This window comes from Bradyrhizobium sp. GW821-FHT13H05 (assembly GCF_058804065.1).
In genome coordinates this window covers 739,612-754,682 of sequence record NZ_JBXAPO010000003.1, presented here as the reverse complement: position 1 = coordinate 754,682, position 15,071 = coordinate 739,612, and the positions used below count along the sequence as shown (strand labels likewise).

Annotated in this window: 16 protein-coding genes; 6 read left to right on the top strand and 10 right to left on the bottom strand. The window is 64.7% G+C overall.

Annotated features, from left to right (window positions below):
• The first annotated feature begins 14 nt into the window (after positions 1–14).
• From AC1RR3_RS12460 to AC1RR3_RS12450, 3 genes are all read left to right on the top strand, one after another.
• A complete protein-coding gene (locus AC1RR3_RS12460) occupies positions 15–794 on the top strand; it encodes an NAD kinase (RefSeq protein ID WP_492822810.1) in 780 nt (259 codons plus the stop codon).
• A 97-nt stretch (positions 795–891) separates the two neighbouring features.
• Positions 892–1,437 carry a response regulator gene (locus AC1RR3_RS12455; RefSeq protein ID WP_008549760.1) on the top strand — a complete coding sequence of 182 codons (546 nt, stop codon included), beginning with the start codon at positions 892–894 and terminating at the stop codon, positions 1,435–1,437.
• A 27-nt stretch (positions 1,438–1,464) separates the two neighbouring features.
• Positions 1,465–2,043 (top strand): Hpt domain-containing protein, encoded by a 579-nt coding sequence (locus AC1RR3_RS12450; RefSeq protein WP_492822808.1) that lies wholly within the window; start codon positions 1,465–1,467, stop codon positions 2,041–2,043.
• A 121-nt stretch (positions 2,044–2,164) separates the two neighbouring features.
• Here the strand turns inward: AC1RR3_RS12450 and AC1RR3_RS12445 are convergent, their stop codons facing one another.
• The 4 genes from AC1RR3_RS12445 to folE form a co-directional block, all read right to left on the bottom strand.
• Positions 2,165–3,340: a DUF2336 domain-containing protein gene (locus AC1RR3_RS12445; protein WP_492822806.1), complete on the bottom strand. Its 1,176-nt coding sequence runs from the start codon at positions 3,338–3,340 to the stop codon at positions 2,165–2,167.
• 289 nt (positions 3,341–3,629) lie between these two features.
• On the bottom strand, positions 3,630–4,709 hold the full coding sequence (locus AC1RR3_RS12440; RefSeq protein WP_492822804.1) for a lytic transglycosylase domain-containing protein: 1,080 nt from the start codon (positions 4,707–4,709) through the stop codon (positions 3,630–3,632).
• Positions 4,710–4,830: 121 nt separating this feature from the next.
• The gene (gene hisI, locus AC1RR3_RS12435; protein ID WP_492822802.1) at positions 4,831–5,253 is read right to left on the bottom strand and encodes a phosphoribosyl-AMP cyclohydrolase; all 423 of its coding nucleotides are present in this window, start codon (positions 5,251–5,253) and stop codon (positions 4,831–4,833) included.
• Positions 5,254–5,281: 28 nt separating this feature from the next.
• The gene (folE, locus tag AC1RR3_RS12430) at positions 5,282–5,974 is read right to left on the bottom strand and encodes a GTP cyclohydrolase I FolE (protein ID WP_492822800.1); all 693 of its coding nucleotides are present in this window, start codon (positions 5,972–5,974) and stop codon (positions 5,282–5,284) included.
• A 253-nt stretch (positions 5,975–6,227) separates the two neighbouring features.
• On the opposite strand from folE, the gene AC1RR3_RS12425 reads away from it, so the two are divergent.
• Positions 6,228–6,683 (top strand): iron-sulfur cluster assembly scaffold protein, encoded by a 456-nt coding sequence (locus AC1RR3_RS12425; RefSeq protein ID WP_492822798.1) that lies wholly within the window; start codon positions 6,228–6,230, stop codon positions 6,681–6,683.
• A 41-nt stretch (positions 6,684–6,724) separates the two neighbouring features.
• On the opposite strand, the gene AC1RR3_RS12420 is transcribed toward AC1RR3_RS12425, so the two are convergent.
• Positions 6,725–7,618 carry a COG3904 family protein gene (locus AC1RR3_RS12420; RefSeq protein ID WP_492822796.1) on the bottom strand — a complete coding sequence of 298 codons (894 nt, stop codon included), beginning with the start codon at positions 7,616–7,618 and terminating at the stop codon, positions 6,725–6,727.
• A gap of 229 nt (positions 7,619–7,847) precedes the next feature.
• Here AC1RR3_RS12420 and yidD point away from each other — a divergent pair, with 229 nt between their 5' ends.
• Entirely contained in the window at positions 7,848–8,186 is a 339-nt protein-coding gene (gene yidD, locus AC1RR3_RS12415; RefSeq protein WP_492822794.1) for a membrane protein insertion efficiency factor YidD, read from the top strand.
• A 315-nt stretch (positions 8,187–8,501) separates the two neighbouring features.
• On the opposite strand, the gene AC1RR3_RS12410 is transcribed toward yidD, so the two are convergent.
• Genes AC1RR3_RS12410 through AC1RR3_RS12400 form a run of 3 tightly spaced genes read right to left on the bottom strand, consistent with a single transcriptional unit; the run spans position 8,502 to position 11,345 of the window.
• Complete coding sequence (locus AC1RR3_RS12410) at positions 8,502–9,458, bottom strand: PDR/VanB family oxidoreductase (RefSeq protein ID WP_492822792.1); 957 nt, start codon at positions 9,456–9,458, stop codon at positions 8,502–8,504.
• Positions 9,455–9,976 carry an MOSC domain-containing protein gene (locus tag AC1RR3_RS12405; protein WP_492822790.1) on the bottom strand — a complete coding sequence of 174 codons (522 nt, stop codon included), beginning with the start codon at positions 9,974–9,976 and terminating at the stop codon, positions 9,455–9,457. Before AC1RR3_RS12405 ends, AC1RR3_RS12410 begins: the two co-directional genes overlap by 4 nt.
• Before the next feature lie 55 nt (positions 9,977–10,031).
• The gene (locus AC1RR3_RS12400) at positions 10,032–11,345 is read right to left on the bottom strand and encodes an MFS transporter (RefSeq protein ID WP_492822788.1); all 1,314 of its coding nucleotides are present in this window, start codon (positions 11,343–11,345) and stop codon (positions 10,032–10,034) included.
• A 356-nt stretch (positions 11,346–11,701) separates the two neighbouring features.
• On the opposite strand from AC1RR3_RS12400, the gene AC1RR3_RS12395 reads away from it, so the two are divergent.
• On the top strand, positions 11,702–12,259 hold the full coding sequence (locus AC1RR3_RS12395) for a helix-turn-helix domain-containing protein (protein ID WP_492822786.1): 558 nt from the start codon (positions 11,702–11,704) through the stop codon (positions 12,257–12,259).
• A 21-nt stretch (positions 12,260–12,280) separates the two neighbouring features.
• On the opposite strand, the gene AC1RR3_RS12390 is transcribed toward AC1RR3_RS12395, so the two are convergent.
• On the bottom strand, positions 12,281–13,495 hold the full coding sequence (locus tag AC1RR3_RS12390) for a hypothetical protein (protein ID WP_492822785.1): 1,215 nt from the start codon (positions 13,493–13,495) through the stop codon (positions 12,281–12,283).
• 2 nt (positions 13,496–13,497) lie between these two features.
• Positions 13,498–14,865 carry an APC family permease gene (locus tag AC1RR3_RS12385; RefSeq protein ID WP_492822783.1) on the bottom strand — a complete coding sequence of 456 codons (1,368 nt, stop codon included), beginning with the start codon at positions 14,863–14,865 and terminating at the stop codon, positions 13,498–13,500.
• Positions 14,866–15,071: the final 206 nt, after the last annotated feature.

Genomic DNA, 15,071 nt, shown 5'->3' with positions numbered 1-15,071 from the left:
CCTGCCCGGAAGCCATGACCCAGCCAGCGCGATACGACCGGATCGCCTTCGTCGCCAGCCAGAGCAGCGAGGCGCAGGCCGCCTACGGCCAGCTCACCAGGGATTATGGCAATTGCGACCCGAAGCAAGCCGATATCGTCGTCGCGCTCGGTGGCGACGGGCTGATGCTCCAGACCCTGCACGACAACATGCACACGGGAAAGCCGATCTACGGCATGCACCGCGGCACCGTCGGCTTCCTGATGAATGAGTACTCGACGGTCGATCTGCGTGCCCGCCTCGAGGCGGCGCACGAATCCGAGATCAACCCGCTCTTGATGCGTGCGACCGACGTCAACGACCGCGTCCACCTGCACCACGCCATCAACGAGGTCGCCCTGTTCAGGCAGACCTACCAGGCGGCGCGCCTGCGCATTCTGATCGACGAGCGCGAGCGCATGCCGGAGCTGATCGCCGACGGCATCATGGTGGCGACGCCGGCCGGCTCGACCGCCTACAATCTGTCGGCGCAGGGCCCGATCCTGCCGATCAACGCTGCGCTGCTGGCGCTGACCCCGATCAGCGCCTTCCGCCCGCGCCGCTGGCGCGGCGCGCTGCTGCCCAACACAGCTTATGTCGTGATCGAGGTGCTAGAGGGCGACAAGCGCCCCGTCGCCGCGGTCGCCGACCACGACGAGGTGCGCGACGTCCGCCGCGTCGAGGTGCTCTCGGACAAGACCATCTCGATGCGCATGCTGTTCGACCCCGGCCACAGCCTGGAAGAACGCATCCTCCGCGAGCAGTTCGGCTACTGAGCCCCCCTGCCCCGAGCCTTAAGGCCCCGGTCGCAACCCTTCGTTAACCCCCGCCACGATATGGTTAACGAAGATTGACCGCTTCAGCCCGGGCGCCATGTTCCGCATCGACTTCAACAAGCTGCGCTTTCTCGTCTGCGACGACAATCCGCACATGCGCCGCATCCTGCGGACGCTGCTGCATTCGTTCGGCGCGCGCGAGGTCTACGAGGCCGAGGACGGCGCCACCGCGCTCGAGATGTACAGCCATTACGTGCCCGACATCGTCATCACCGACTGGGCGATGCCGATCTTCGACGGGCTCGAGCTCGCGCAGATGATCCGGCAGCCGGAATCCAAGGGCAACCCCTACGCGCCGATCATCATGCTGACCGGCCATTCCGAGAAGCGCCGCGTCACGGTCGCGCGCGATGCCGGCGTCACCGAATTCCTGGCCAAGCCGATCTCGGCCAAGGGCCTTTACCAGCGCATCCTCAACGTCGTCGCCAATCCCCGGCCCTTCATCAAGACCAAGACCTATTTCGGTCCGGACCGGCGTCGCAACACCAACTCCGCTTATATGGGCCCCGAGCGCCGTGTCGGCGAAAAGCACGAGGTGCTCCAGCAACCCTCGCTGCTCGACAAGGCCCGCTCCTCCATCTAGCGCAACGTCTGACGCGAGGCAGGTATCATGGCGAAGAACAGCGCAAAGGACATCGAGGTCACGGCCTTCGCCACGCACCAATTGATCACGCAGCCCAATCCGCTGCGCAGGGTTCTGCGCCGTGTCGAGGAAAAGGACATGGACGATCCGGTCGGCCGCGCCGAGCAGGCGCTCGCGGGCCTCTCCGGCGAGTTCAAGGACTGGATGGCAACCGAGGTCAATCGCCTATCGGCCGCCTACGTCGCCATCCGCCATGAGGGCTTCACCAAGGAGCGGCGCGACGAGCTGTTCCGCGCCACACACGACATCAAGGGCGACGCAGCGACGTTCGGCTATCCGGCGGCGGCGGGAGTCGCCGAAAGCCTGTGCCGCGTCATCGAACATGCCCCCGATCTCGAAAAGGTGCCGGCCGAGCTGTTCACGCACCACATCAACGCGATCCTGGCCATCGTGCACGAGAACACCAAGCTCGACAGCATCAGCGTGTCCGCCGAGCTCAGCCGGCGCCTGCGCAAGGTCGCCGACGACTATCTCGCCCAGGTCAACCGCGACCGCCCCGAGCACCTCGAGGCAATCCTCGCGCCGAGCATCGTGCCGGCGGAGTAAGGGCGCGCCTCACTCCTCCAGTCATTGCGAGCGCAGCGAAGCAATCCAGACTGCCCCGCGGAGGGATTCTGGATTGCTTCGCTGCGCTCGCAATGACGGAGTTTGCGGGACCGACCTCGACCTACGCCGCGATCAAATCGTCATACACCGGATCGACGGCGTCATCCGCGACCAGTTCGTCGCAGAACAGCCGCGCCTCTTCGCGCGCGGATTCGGTGGCGAAGCGGCGGAGCAGGACCATCAACGGCTCAGTGGCGCCGCGATCGGTCTCGCAATGGGTGAGCACGCGCTCGACCATGCGCCGGCGCAGCCGCGCCGCGCCGTCGTCGCTGTCGACAAAACCTTGCTCATGGCAGGCATCGAGCGCCACCTGGAACGCCGCGAACGTCGCCTCGGGAAGGCCGGCGCGGCGGAGCAATGCATGCAGGCTGTTGCCGCCGCGGTCATGCAGCAGCGCGGAGACGCGTGCCAGCGGCAGATCGGCGAGCTCGGCCAGCGCCGCATCGAACAGATCGAGATTGCTCGACAGCAGCGCGCGCAGGATCAGGCCCGCGGTGAGCTGGCCGGTGACGCGCAAATGATGCACCAGGCCCTGCATGTCCTCGTCGCGCGAGCGCGCCGCGATGTTGATGGTGGAACGGTCGCGCGCCTCGATTGTCACGCGCTCGGCACGGTCGGCGCTCAGCCAGTTCCGCGCCACGACGAATTGCGCCAGGGTCTCGGAGAGCTTGGCCACCAGTGCCGCGCGCGTTGCCGACGGCAGATCCTCCAGCACCAGCATCGCCTCGCGGATCGCGGCGAGATGGCCGTGACGCTCGACGATGCGATTCCAGGAGAACGGCGCAAGCTCGGCGTGCGGATTTTCGATCAGCTCGAGCGCTGCGGCCGCGCAGCCGACTTCGGCGATGGCGGCGCAGACCGACACCGGCAGCGCGATGCGGCGGGCGACCGCGCATTGCACTTCGTCATTGCCGGTCGCGACGATGTCGACGAGATCGGCGTCGATCAGCAGCGGAGAATGTTCGAGTACGGGTAGCGCGACGGTCGGCTGGTCCGCCGACAGCGCCCGCACGATCGACGCCGGCGCATCCGTGCTGCGCGCAAACGCCTCCGCCATCGCCTGCCGCACCAGCGGCGAGGGATCGTCGAGCAGCATCAGCAGCGCGCCTTCCGCGGCGACGCGGTCGTCATGGGAAAGATCCGAGATCAGCCAGGCCCGGGCCAATGCCCGTGTGGCCTCGGCCCGCTCACCTGCGGGCGCCGTCCTGATCCAATTGATGAACTGCCGAACGATCATGGTGCTTCCGGCTTACGCAACCTAACGAAAAAGGATGACGACTCGTCACCTGCAACACAAAATAAACCACGACGCTTAACAAAGCGTTCACCATAACTGGCTGGTTTTATTGACGTTTTGTTAAGGGAACAGCGACGCTGAGCTCTCGTGCCCCGGACGCAGCGCAGCACGCAAGTGATGCGCTGCTGAGCCGGGGCCCATAATGTTCGAGAGCAGTGCTTGTTGCTTTGTTCCCGGCTCTGCGCAGCAGCGTTTCACGCTGCAGCGCGTCCGGGACACGAGACCTCGGCTAGCTCGAGAACGCGCCGCTGCGATCGCTGAAGAGATCGAGTGGCTGCGGCGGCCGCACATCGGGCGTCGCCGATGCGAACGAGGTCGCGGGTGCGACCGAGGTCAGCGAGGCGTTGTTGCCCCACAGCTTCTGCACCGTGGTCGAGACCGGCTGCGTGGTGTCGCCGGGCTGATAGATCGAACGGAAGGCCGGCGTGGTCGGCGCATTGTCCGCGACCGTCGTTGACGACGTCGCGCTCACCGGCGTCACGCCATTCGTATTTGGGAAAGTCTGGAGGTAGGCGGCGCTGTTGACCATCGGCGCAGTCGGCTGCACGCCGTTCGCGCTCGCGACCTGCGTGGTCGAGGGCGTATCGCCATACATCGCCATTGCACCGCGGGTCGTCTTCGAGTTTGCCGCGCTGGCGTAGCGCGCGTCGAGCACCGAATAGACCTCGGAGACGCTGCGGGCGCGGCCATCCTTGGCGTAGAAGATAGAGCGGTTGGCGGAGGCTGCATTGGGAAACAGCCGCGCGCCGACCGCTTGCGGATTGTCCTCGGCATTGGCGATCAGTTTTGCCGCTCCGCCGACGCCCATGAAATGGGCCATGTAGAGCTCGCTGTCGCTCGGCCTGCGGCCGAGCAGGCCGGTGAGCTTGAAGCTGTTCGACTGCGTCAGCGCCGCGGCCATGCTGGATGCGGCTTCCGGGTCATCGCGCAGCTTCATGATCGACCGCTTCATCACGGGATCATCGACGGTGTAGGTGCCCGACGAGGTCTTGGTGATGGCGTCGGAATAATTGCCATAGCCGAGCTGGGTGCCCGCCTCCTTCACCGTGCCAAGCCAGGTCTGGTCGATGAACTGATAGAGCCCGTGGGCGGAAGATGTGGTCGCGCCCGCGGCCGGATCGAAATCCGATTCCATCTTGGCTGTGGTCAGCATGTACTGGAAGCTGACGCCGGTCCGGCTGGAGACCTGCTTGATCGCACCGGCGACACGTGCCCGCGACGGATCGAGACCCGCCGTCTGAGAGGCACTGGAATTGTCGACCGACATGCTGAAGTGCCCGCCCCGCGCGGCGTTGAGGGATGCCGGCAATTCGGCACCCTGTCGTCTCACCGTGGGACAGGTATGGTTAATGCGGGGTTAATTCCGGGGACGCTCCCTCCCCGAGTCATTCCGGGACGCACCGCAGGTCCGAGCGCGGGACGGCGGCAGGCTACTTCTTGTAGACCGCGCTGGGATCGAACAGCCGCTCGGCATCAACGAAGACCAGCTTTGCCCCGCCGCCCTCGGCCTCGACCTTGCGATAGAAGCAGGACCGTCGCCCGGTATGACAAGCCGCGCCGATCTGCTCGACGCGAAGCCAGACCGCGTCCTGATCGCAATCGGTGCGGATCTCGACCACGCGCTGGGTCTGACCTGAGGTCTCACCTTTTCGCCACAAGGCATTGCGCGAGCGGCTGAAATACCAGGCCTCACCGGTCGCAATGGTCTTGCGCAGCGCCTCGTCGTTCATATGCGCGACCATCAGCACGTCACCGGTGGCGACGTCGGTCGCGACGACCGTCACGAGGCCCGCGGCGTCGAACTTGGGAAGGAAGGAAAGACCTTCCTCGATCTCATGGGAGTGAGCAGACACGACAAACCTCGCCAGTCAACTCGCGAGGTCAGCGCTGCAGGCCTCGCACCAGGGACAGGAAACGGGCCTGCTCCGCCGGATTGTCGCGGAACATGCCGGTGAAGCGGCTGGTGAAGGTGGAAGCACCATGCTTGGCGACGCCCCGCACCGACATGCAGGTGTGCTCGGCCTCGATCAGCACGGCCACGCCACGCGGCTTGAGGATCTCGTCGATGGCGGCGGCGATCTGCGCCGTCAGGTGCTCCTGGGTCTGGAGCCGGCGGGCGAAGATATCGGTCAGGCGGGCGAGCTTCGACAGGCCGACGACGCGCTCCACCGGCGTATAGGCGATGTGCGCCTTGCCGTAGAACGGCATCATGTGATGCTCGCACTGCGAGGTGAACTCGATGTCGCGCACCAGGACGAAATCGTCATAGCCGGCGGTCTCGCCGAAGGTACGGTCGAGCACCTCGGCCGGGCATTGATGGTAGCCCTGATAGAGCTCGTCGAAGGCCTCCACCACACGGCGCGGTGTGTCCAGAAGACCCTCGCGCTCGGTGTTCTCGCCGATATAGGCCAGCAGCGTCTTCACCGCCGCTTCCGCCTCGGCGCGCGCGGGGCGCGGCTGGTCGGCACGGACGGCGGCCGCGAGGAATTCGGCAGGGTCGAGCTCCGCCGGACGGCTCTCGGGCTGCCGGTCGGAGGGCTTACCCGGGCGGATGGATTTGATTGCAGCGTCCATGTCTACTCCGTTCGACGGCCTTGCGGCCGGAGTGTCACCGGCAGACGGGGCGGCAAGCCGCCGGACGCCTGAAGAGAACAGTTTTGACGAAAAAGGCCCTTGGGTCATCACGCCGGCAGCGCTGATCTGGACCGCCGCCGCCGCACCGCTGGACTGTTTTTCCGCCAGTTCCGCTCCTATATAGGACCCTGGACGGCGCCCGCCAAGGCCGATCCGGCCCGGAAGTGGGTATGGAAGTGCTGGACTCCATCACATGCTGAACGACATTTATAACAAGCGGATCATCGAGCTGGCCGGGAATATTCCGCGTCTCGGGCGGTTGTCGGATCCCGATGCCACCGCCACCGCCCATTCCAAATTGTGCGGCTCGACCGTGAAGATCGATCTCAAGATGAGCGGCGACACCGTCACCGACTTCGCCCATGACGTGAAGGCCTGCGCGCTGGGCCAGGCCTCTTCATCCATCATGGCAAGTCACGTCGTCGGCTCGACTGCGAGCGAACTCCGTGAGTTACGCGAAACCGTTCGCAAGATGCTGAAAGAGAATGGGTCGCCTCCCGAAGGCAAGTGGGAGGACATCAAATTCCTCGAGCCGGTTCGTGACTACAAGGCGAGGCATGCCTCGACGCTTCTGACCTTCGATGCCGTCGTCGATGCCATCGGCCAGATCGAAGCCAAGGCCAAGCAGCCGGCTGCGGCGCAGGGTTAGTCAGTTCTGCACTGAAGTCATTCTGAGGCGCGTCGCGGGATCTACTTCTGCGACGCCGCCACTTGCGCAGCGCCGGTCGGCACCACGGCTTCTGCCGTCTTGGTCGACTTGGCCGGCTGCTCCGGTTCCGTCCCGAACCTTGCCTGCGTCTTCGGAGCCAACTCCGCCATGACCGGCGCCGCAATATCCACATGCGGCAGCACGTCGGCCACCAGATCCGTCGTCACCAGATTGGTGAGCTTCAGCTCGCCGGGGTCCAGCTCGTGCAGATCTTCCCAGGGCGGGACGCTCAGCGCGAGCGACAGCAGATCGCCGGCACCGCCCATGTCGAAGGTGTATTTGGCGAGCCGGCCGATGTCGCGCTCCACGATCATCAGGTCCTGCGCGCTGTAGCTCGCCGCCTTGGCATCGTCGGCGCGATCGCCCATCCAGATCTGATGGACGCGGACATGCGCGGCATCAGGTACGTAGCGCTTCTTGCCGGCCAGCAGCAGGAACACGCACATGGATTCGCAATAGGCCTCAGACGCGACCGCCGGACGGGCCGACTGGCTGCCGCGGTTCTGAACGCTGATGCCGACCGTGGTCAGGAGCCCGAGGTTGCGAAAGCGCCGGCCGAGCGTGATCGCGTCGTTGACGGAGCCACCACTGGAATCGAGCACCACGGTGGCGCCGCCGAGCTGGCGTCCCTGGGCAAAGTCCTCAAAATCCTTGGGCGTATCGGCGGTGATGATGCCGACTGCGCTGACCCAGCCGCGGCAATTCGGTTCGCAGGCAATCCAGCTGAACTTCATCGGCAGCTTGCGCTCTTCGAGCGCGGCCCCGGCCCGGGCCGATGACCCGATGGTCGCGACGGCACCAGCCAACACGACCCCACAAGCGGCGGTTCCCACCAGCAACCAGCCGCGTAGATTGAGCGACTTCAGAAGTTTCAAACTGGTCCCTTCCCCAAGCCCCAAAGCGATTCAGGCGAGCCCCGTTCCGACGTTCCAATGAGTCTCACATGGATGTCATAAAAATGGTATCCGGGGGAATACAGATCGTCCATAGGTACTTGCTGCACTGCTCCCAAAAAGCACGCAAAATATGGCGCACAAACAACAGCTTGCTGTTCCCTGCGCCGGAACCGCGCAATACGCCGCTCAACGTCGCAGCACATCGCACATGAAGCATTCAGCCTGCGAGCTTTGCTCCAATCCCATCGAAGGCGCCCTCCGTCTGCCGCGCAGATTCGGCCGCGCGCTGATCTGGGTCTACCGGCACACCCTGTCGCCGCTGGTCGGCTACAACTGCCGGCACCTGCCAACCTGCTCCGTCTACGGCGACGAGGCGATCGAACGGTTCGGGCTCTGGGCCGGCGGCTGGATGACACTCGCGCGCCTGCTGCGCTGCAATCCCTGGGGCACATCGGGCATCGACAATGTGCCCCTCGCCGCGCCGCAGCGGGCTCGCTGGTATCTGCCCTGGCGTTACGCCCGCTGGCGGGGCGTCAACGCATCATAAGTATGCTGCGGTGCTTTGCGCATCGCTGCCCTGAGCGGAACCGGAACTTTTACGCCGCGTTGTTGTGCTGCTCCGCAGGGAGGAACAACAATGCGCTGGAAAATCAGCCCTCACTTCCACTTCAGGTTCGGTCCAAATCTGGACCACAGGGGTCACCACCACCATGACCCCAGAACCATCGACGTGCTCGCAATCATTGCACTCCTGGCACTCGTTCTCGGTTCCGGCTGGTATCTGTCGACAAGCCAGGCCACACCGCCGAGCACGACCGCCTTCATCGAGCCCAGCCAAAGCGTACACTGGTAGTGCCGAAGCCTAGAGGTCCAGCACCAGCCTTTCCGTCTCCGATCCCGCGACACAGACCATGAGATAGCGCTCGCGCTCGTACGGCGACAGGACGCGGTCACGGTGAAGCGGCTTGCCCTCGATCCATCCGACCTTGCAGGCGCCGCAGATGCCGCCGCAGCAGGAGGTCGCGATGTCGATGCCGCCTTCCTGCAACGCGGCCAGCATGGTCTGGCCGGCGCGGACCTGGATCTCGGCGCCGGAGCGCGCCAGTGACACCGTGAACGGCTTTGCGTCGGGATCGATGACCGGCGGCGGCGCGACAAAACGCTCGATGTGAACGTTGGCTACGGGCCATGCTGTGGTCGCCCGCTCGAAATCGTCGGTCATGCCTTCCGGACCGCAACAGGCAACCAGCGTGTCCGATCCACCTTCCCCGACAAGCGCCGCAATATCAGGACGTCCGGTCCGCGATGTCCGGTGCACCACGATACGCCCCCGTTCGATCAGCGCACCGAGATGCACGGCAAGCGGCACCTCCTCGCGCACGATCAGATGCAACGTGAAGTCGGCCGGCTCCGTTCGTTCGAGATGCCGCGCCATGGACAAAAACGGCGTCACGCCGATGCCACCAGCGACGAACAGGTAGCGCCCGATGCGCGCATCGGGTTCAAGCCCGCCGCGCGGCAGCGAGACGCCGATGACGTCGCCGACCCTGACATCGTCGTGCAGCGCGCGCGAACCGCCGCGCCCGTCCGCCTCGCGCTTGACCGCAATGACATAGCGCGTGTTGTCCGCGGGCTCGTTGCACAGCGAGTAAGTTCGCACGAGCCCGTTCGGCAGATGCAGGTCAATATGCGCGCCCGGCTTGAAGGGCGGTAGCTCCCAGCGGTCCGGATCGGCCAGCGTGAACAGCTTGATGCCTGCCCCCGCTGCCTCGATGCCGGTGACGACCGTCTTGACCGTCGTGATCGGGCGCGCCTTCATGCCGCGTTCCGCACGGTATCGCCGACCTTCACAACGCCGCCTTGCAGGATCCTGCAGTTGAGGCCGGAGCGGTTGATCAGGGGATCGAAGATCGCCTTGCCGGTGATCTCCTCGATATGCCGGCACGGCACCGACAGCCGGGTTGCCTCCAGCAGGGTCTCGCCAAGCCAGAAGCGGCGGCCGACCAGATGGTTCAGCGGCACGCCTTCGACCGTGACGTTGCGCCGGTGCTCTTCCGGGCCGAGCGCGATGCCGGCATCGCGCTTGAGCGCAACCAGCGTCTCGAGCTCGAACAGCGTGACCTGCCGGCCCTCTTCAGGCTTGTGCGAATAGAACCCCTCCTCATTGCCGATCATGTAGCGGTCGCCTTCGATTCCTCTTCCAGCGACGAGCGTGAGCGTTTCCGCAGTGCGCATCGGCAGGAACGCACGCGGGGTAAGATGAAGGAAGCGCACCACGCCGGTCCAACCAAGCTGTGCTGCGCCCTGTGCCGAGCCGGCGCTGATGGTGTCGAGCATGACAAAATCCTTGTGAGAGGCGATGGCGCGCCGCTGTTGGCGGCGCGCCGCGGGATCAGGTCAGTTCCTTGTTCGCCATCTCCGGCGCGAAATTGGTCGCGGTCGCCGTGACGGCCGCGCAGGCGATCAGCAGCAGCGAGACCGGCCAGGTGGCGCCGCCGCTCCACGCCATCAGAGACGCCGCGATCAGCGGCGTCAACCCGCCGCTGATCGCCGCGCCGACCTGAAATCCGAGCGAGGCGCCGCTATAGCGCAGCCGCGCGGAGAACAGCTCGGAATACCAGGGCGCGCCGATACCGAACATCACCATCTGGCCGAAGGTGATCGCGACCACGATGGTGCAGATGACGATAGTGGGATCGCGGGTGTTCAGCAGCCAGAACAGCGGGAAGGCAAACAGCGCCGAGAATACGCAGCTCGCGTAGAACATTGTCTTGCGGCCGACGATGTCGGATAGCCACCCGAACAGCGGAATCGCGAGCAGCGCGACCAGCGATGCGGCGAAGGCGCCATTCAGCACCACTGTGCGCGACAGGCCGAGATTGGCGGTGGCGTAGGACATCACGAACACACCACCGATGCTGGCATAGGCGATCTCGGAAATCTTGAGCCCGACAGCGGTGAAGAACGGCCTGCGGTGGTGCTTGAAGATCTCGACCAGCGGCATCTTCGCGACGTCCTTTTTCGCCTGGACCTGACGAAAGGCCGCCGTCTCTTCCATGTTGAGACGGATGTAGAGGCCGACGCCGACCAGCAGGATCGAGACCAGGAACGGAATGCGCCAGCCGTAGGTCATGAAATCGCTCTCCGGCAGGCTCGCCACCAGCGCGAACATGCCGATCGCGGCGAGATTGCCGATGGGGTTGCCGACCTGCACCATGCTGCCGAGCAGGCCGCGGCGGTGCGTCGGGCAATTCTCGACCACCATCAGCACGGCCCCGCCCCATTCGCCGCCGAGGCCGATGCCCTGGAGAAAGCGGAGGCCGATCAGCAGCAGCGGCGCGGCAATGCCGATCTGCTGGTAGGTCGGCAGCAGGCCGATCAGGAAGGTGCCGATGCCCATCACCATGATGGTGATCGCGAGCATCGCCTTGCGGCCGACCCGGTCGCCGTAATGACCGAAGATCGCAGCGCCGAGCGGCCGCGCCAGGAAGCCAACTGCGTAGGTGCCGAAGGCGGCGATAGTGGCGAGCGTGGGATTGCCTGCGGCGAAGAAGACCTTGTTGAACACCAGCGCGGTCGCCGTGCCGTAGATGAGGAAGTCGTACCACTCGACCGCGGTGCCGATCACGCTCGACCACACGATCCGCCGCAAGCTCGCCGCCTCGTCCGGCGCTACGTTCAGGGTTACGTCGTCTGCTACGGTCATCGATCTCTCCAAAAGGTACCGGCGCCTGGGAAAAGCAGTTGGTTCGGTCCGCGGAGCCCATCGGCAGCCGCGACGGTAAAAATCGATCATGTTTACTCATGGAAATCAACGCCACGGAACGGGGCAAATGCCGTCGATCGCGGCAGGACAGGCAAATTGCTCCAATTTTCAGCTGAATCATGCGATATACCAGCCCATCTGCTCACAATATCTGCGGCCCTGCTCGAAATTTCTGCGCGTGAGTTTTCCTTTAGAATACACGCATCCGCGGGCGTAAAGAGCAGCCCGCCCTGCCGGGCTGGCAGTTCGGCCGCATCTGTTGCAAAAGAGGCATCAGCAGTTCGGGAGACTCATGCGTGCTTGACGTCAGCAAAGCGACAGCGGTCGGGGCCAATATCCGCCAGGCGCGGATTGCCAAGGGCCTGACGCTGGATCAGCTTGCGAAGCAGAGCGATCTCACGCGCGGCTACATCTCGCTGGTCGAGCGCAACCTGAAGATCCCCTCGCTCGCCGCGTTGCTGCGGATGGCCGCGGCCCTTGAGGTCAATGTCGCGAACTTCTTCGACCCGAACGCGGAGCCCGCGCCGCGCTACACGTTGTTTCGCCGCGAAGGCGGCAACGTGCCGTTGTTCCAGGACACGTTTGGCGTAGTCCCGCTGGCAACCGGCCGCACCCGCAAGATGATGGAGCCGTTCCTGCTAAGCCCGCCGCACAAGGCGGCGACCCGCGCCTCGCATGCGGGCGAGGAGCTGCTGTTCGTCATCAACGGCAAAATCTCGATCAAGCTCGACGGCGAGGAGCTGACACTCGGCAAGGGCGACTGCCTGTATTTCTCAGGCGAGACCCCGCACGAGGTCAGGAGCCTCGGCCGGCAGAAGGCGGAAGTGCTGGTCGTCGTAGCCCAGAGCTCGTGACGCCAGATTTCAGCTGACCGCCTAGCGGAACCAGTAGAAGCGCCCGGGCGGCGGCGGGATCGGCTCGGGCGGACGCGGCCGCTTCGGACGCGCCGGTTTGGGCGGCGGCTCGGCGGATGAGGTGGCCTCAGCAGCCGGCGCGGCCTCGCTTCCCGGCACCCTCACCGACAGCAGCAAGTTGGATTCATGCATGCGCCAGCGATAGCCGACGCCGAAATCGATCGGCTGGGCGCGCGTGAACAATTCGGCGTAGCGCTCCTGGTAGCGGCCGGGGAACTCGCCGATCGGTCCGAGGTACCGGCCGAACGGGAAGAACCGCCATTGCCGCGCATTATAGTTCGCAAGCGGAATGCCGGAATCGTCCTGGATGATGGTCGCGCTGTTGGCGAGCAGCCAGTCGCGCGCAACGGTGAAGTTGCCGGAGTGCAGCAAATAGGACGCGCTCTTGATCAGGCTGTTGCCGGGTCCGAGCGTCTCGCAGAACTTCAGGAAGCCTGCGGCGCGCGCGCCGGGATTGGAAAGGTCGGTCGAGAAATAATACAGCGTGCGCGCTTCCCCATCGCTGCCCGCAAAGGTGATGCGGGCGCCGCGTGTCGCGTTCGGTCCCGGATTGTCGTTGCCGACATGCATCCCGCCCTTGTCGTCGAGCGCGACCATCTCGACATTGCGAATGGTCTTGCCGGAGCGGACGAGGAAGACATAGAGAATCGGCAAGGTGCCGTTGACCTGGTTGGCGTGCAGGTCGACCTTCATCTGCTTGGTGATGAAGAACGAAAAGCTCAGGATCGAGCCGAGCGAGCGCTCGACATTGTAAAGTGCCGCACCGACCGAGCCGCGCGGCAGCCGTGTCAGGTCGGGCACGGCGCCGACCGGCTCCAGCGCGCCGAGCACGTAAGTGCTGGCCTTGGAATAGAACGCGTTCGCGTAGAGGAAATCCGGACCGCTGAACATGTAGAACATGGTCGGTCGGGGCGCGGCCAGATTGAGGTCGGCCCAGTTGCGGATCTTCGAGAGCTGCCGCTGCTCGAGCTGGGCGAAAGCGCCGTCGAAGAATTTTGCGTGGCGCTGCCAGCCCGGGTCCTTTGTGAGCGGCGCCAGCGGCGAGTCCGCCGAAGGCTGCATGCCCGCGAGGAAACGCGCGGTATCGTCAAAGGTAACGTCGGCCGCACGCGCGGACGAGACAGCCGCGGCCAGCAGGGCAAGGGCGACGGCCGCAAATCTCATGAGTCGAAACATGTCTATTCGCGATGTGATGAAGTGCCAGCGGCGACCGGCCGCCTGCGGAAAACAGCATAAATCAACAGGCCCGAGAGCATGACGAGCATTCCCGAGAGCGACTGCACCGGCCGCTCGGTCAAAAGGTAGTACATCATGAACCCGGTCACGAGCAGGAAAACGAGCGGGGTGAACGGGTATCCCCAGGCGCGATAGGGCCTGGGGAGGTCGGGATCGGTGATGCGCAGCTTGATGACGCCGGCGACTGTGAAGAACGAGCAGAACAACAGCGCGAACTGGATGAAGTCGAGGACGGCCTCGAAGCTGCGCGTGAACAGCAGCAGGGTCGCGACCGCAAGCTGAAACAGGATGGCATAGGCCGGCGCGCCGCTCACCGATCGCTTCGAGAACGCGCGCAGCGCCGGAATGTCCTCGCCCATCGTCATCATCACGCGCGGGCCGATCCACATCATCGCACTTATGGACGAGATCAGGCCGACGCAGATCATCGCGCCGACGATCCTGCCGCCGAGCTTGCCGAAGATCGCGCTGCCGGCGACGCTGGCGACATCGAGCTGGCCGGCGAGCGCGCTGACAGGCGTGGAGTAGAGAAAAACCGCATTCAGCGCGACATAGAGCACCAGCACGATCAGCGTGCCCGCAAGCAGCGCGCGCGGCAGATCTCGCTGCGGCATGTTCATCTCGCCGATGATGTAGGTCGCGGCATTCCAGCCCGAGAACGAGTACATCACGAAGACGAGGCCGATCGCGAAAGGCGCGCTGACAATATGCGCGAGATCGCCCGGCTGCGGCGTGAACGCGATCTGCTGCGGCACGCCGACGATGAAACCCGCGACCAGGAAAGCGACGATCAGCACGACCTTCAAGATGGTCGAGATCAGCTGGAAGGTCGAGGAGTGCCTGACGCCGGTCAGTTGCACGATCGAGACCAGCCACACCACGCCGATGGCAAGCGGAATCGGCGGCAGGTCGGGCACGACAGATTTGGCGTATTCGCCGAACGCCATGGCCGCGAGCGCGACCGGCGCGGCAAAGCCGACGGTCGCCGAGACCCAGCCGGCGAGAAAGCCGAAGGCCGGATGATAGGCGCGGCCGAGGAAATTGTATTCACCGCTCGAGCGCGGAAACATCGCGCCCAGTTCGCTGTAGGAGAACACTCCGCACAGCGCGACGATGCCGCCGACGCTCCAAAGCAGCAGGATCGAGAAGCCGGAGGGGATGTCCTTGACCTGGAAGCCGAGGCTGGTGAAGACGCCGACCCCGATCATGTCGGCAACGACGATGGCGGTCGCGACCAGAACGGAAACCCCGGAGCCACCTCCGGTCAGCCGCCCGGTCCAGGGCGCGGGTCCCGCATCTGATGCCGTCATCGGGGTCCTTAACCTCAGGCGTCACGCCTCGCGGGGAGCATCGTGCAGTTTGGTCCAGTCAATTCAAGCAGGGTTAACAAGGGTTAAATGAGGCGAGCGAAATAGGTATTTTGACACCTTTTATGCATGCTCCTGGGCAATAAACCCGCCCAAGCACCGGAGAATCCCGTCTCCCTCCCCCACAATCACGACACGATTGCATGGTC

Bases quoted from the DNA above. Each gene is read 5' to 3' on its own strand.
- AC1RR3_RS12460 (WP_492822810.1), top strand. From the start codon at position 15: ATGACCCAGCCAGCGCGATACGACCGGATCGCCTTCGTCGCCAGCCAG.
- AC1RR3_RS12455 (WP_008549760.1), top strand. From the start codon at position 892: ATGTTCCGCATCGACTTCAACAAGCTGCGCTTTCTCGTCTGCGACGAC.
- AC1RR3_RS12450 (WP_492822808.1), top strand. From the start codon at position 1,465: ATGGCGAAGAACAGCGCAAAGGACATCGAGGTCACGGCCTTCGCCACG.
- AC1RR3_RS12445 (WP_492822806.1), bottom strand. From the start codon at position 3,340: ATGATCGTTCGGCAGTTCATCAATTGGATCAGGACGGCGCCCGCAGGT.
- folE (WP_492822800.1), bottom strand. From the start codon at position 5,974: ATGGACGCTGCAATCAAATCCATCCGCCCGGGTAAGCCCTCCGACCGG.
- AC1RR3_RS12425 (WP_492822798.1), top strand. From the start codon at position 6,228: ATGCTGAACGACATTTATAACAAGCGGATCATCGAGCTGGCCGGGAAT.
- yidD (WP_492822794.1), top strand. From the start codon at position 7,848: ATGAAGCATTCAGCCTGCGAGCTTTGCTCCAATCCCATCGAAGGCGCC.
- AC1RR3_RS12410 (WP_492822792.1), bottom strand. From the start codon at position 9,458: ATGAAGGCGCGCCCGATCACGACGGTCAAGACGGTCGTCACCGGCATC.
- AC1RR3_RS12405 (WP_492822790.1), bottom strand. From the start codon at position 9,976: ATGCTCGACACCATCAGCGCCGGCTCGGCACAGGGCGCAGCACAGCTT.
- AC1RR3_RS12400 (WP_492822788.1), bottom strand. From the start codon at position 11,345: ATGACCGTAGCAGACGACGTAACCCTGAACGTAGCGCCGGACGAGGCG.
- AC1RR3_RS12390 (WP_492822785.1), bottom strand. From the start codon at position 13,495: ATGTTTCGACTCATGAGATTTGCGGCCGTCGCCCTTGCCCTGCTGGCC.
- AC1RR3_RS12385 (WP_492822783.1), bottom strand. From the start codon at position 14,865: ATGACGGCATCAGATGCGGGACCCGCGCCCTGGACCGGGCGGCTGACC.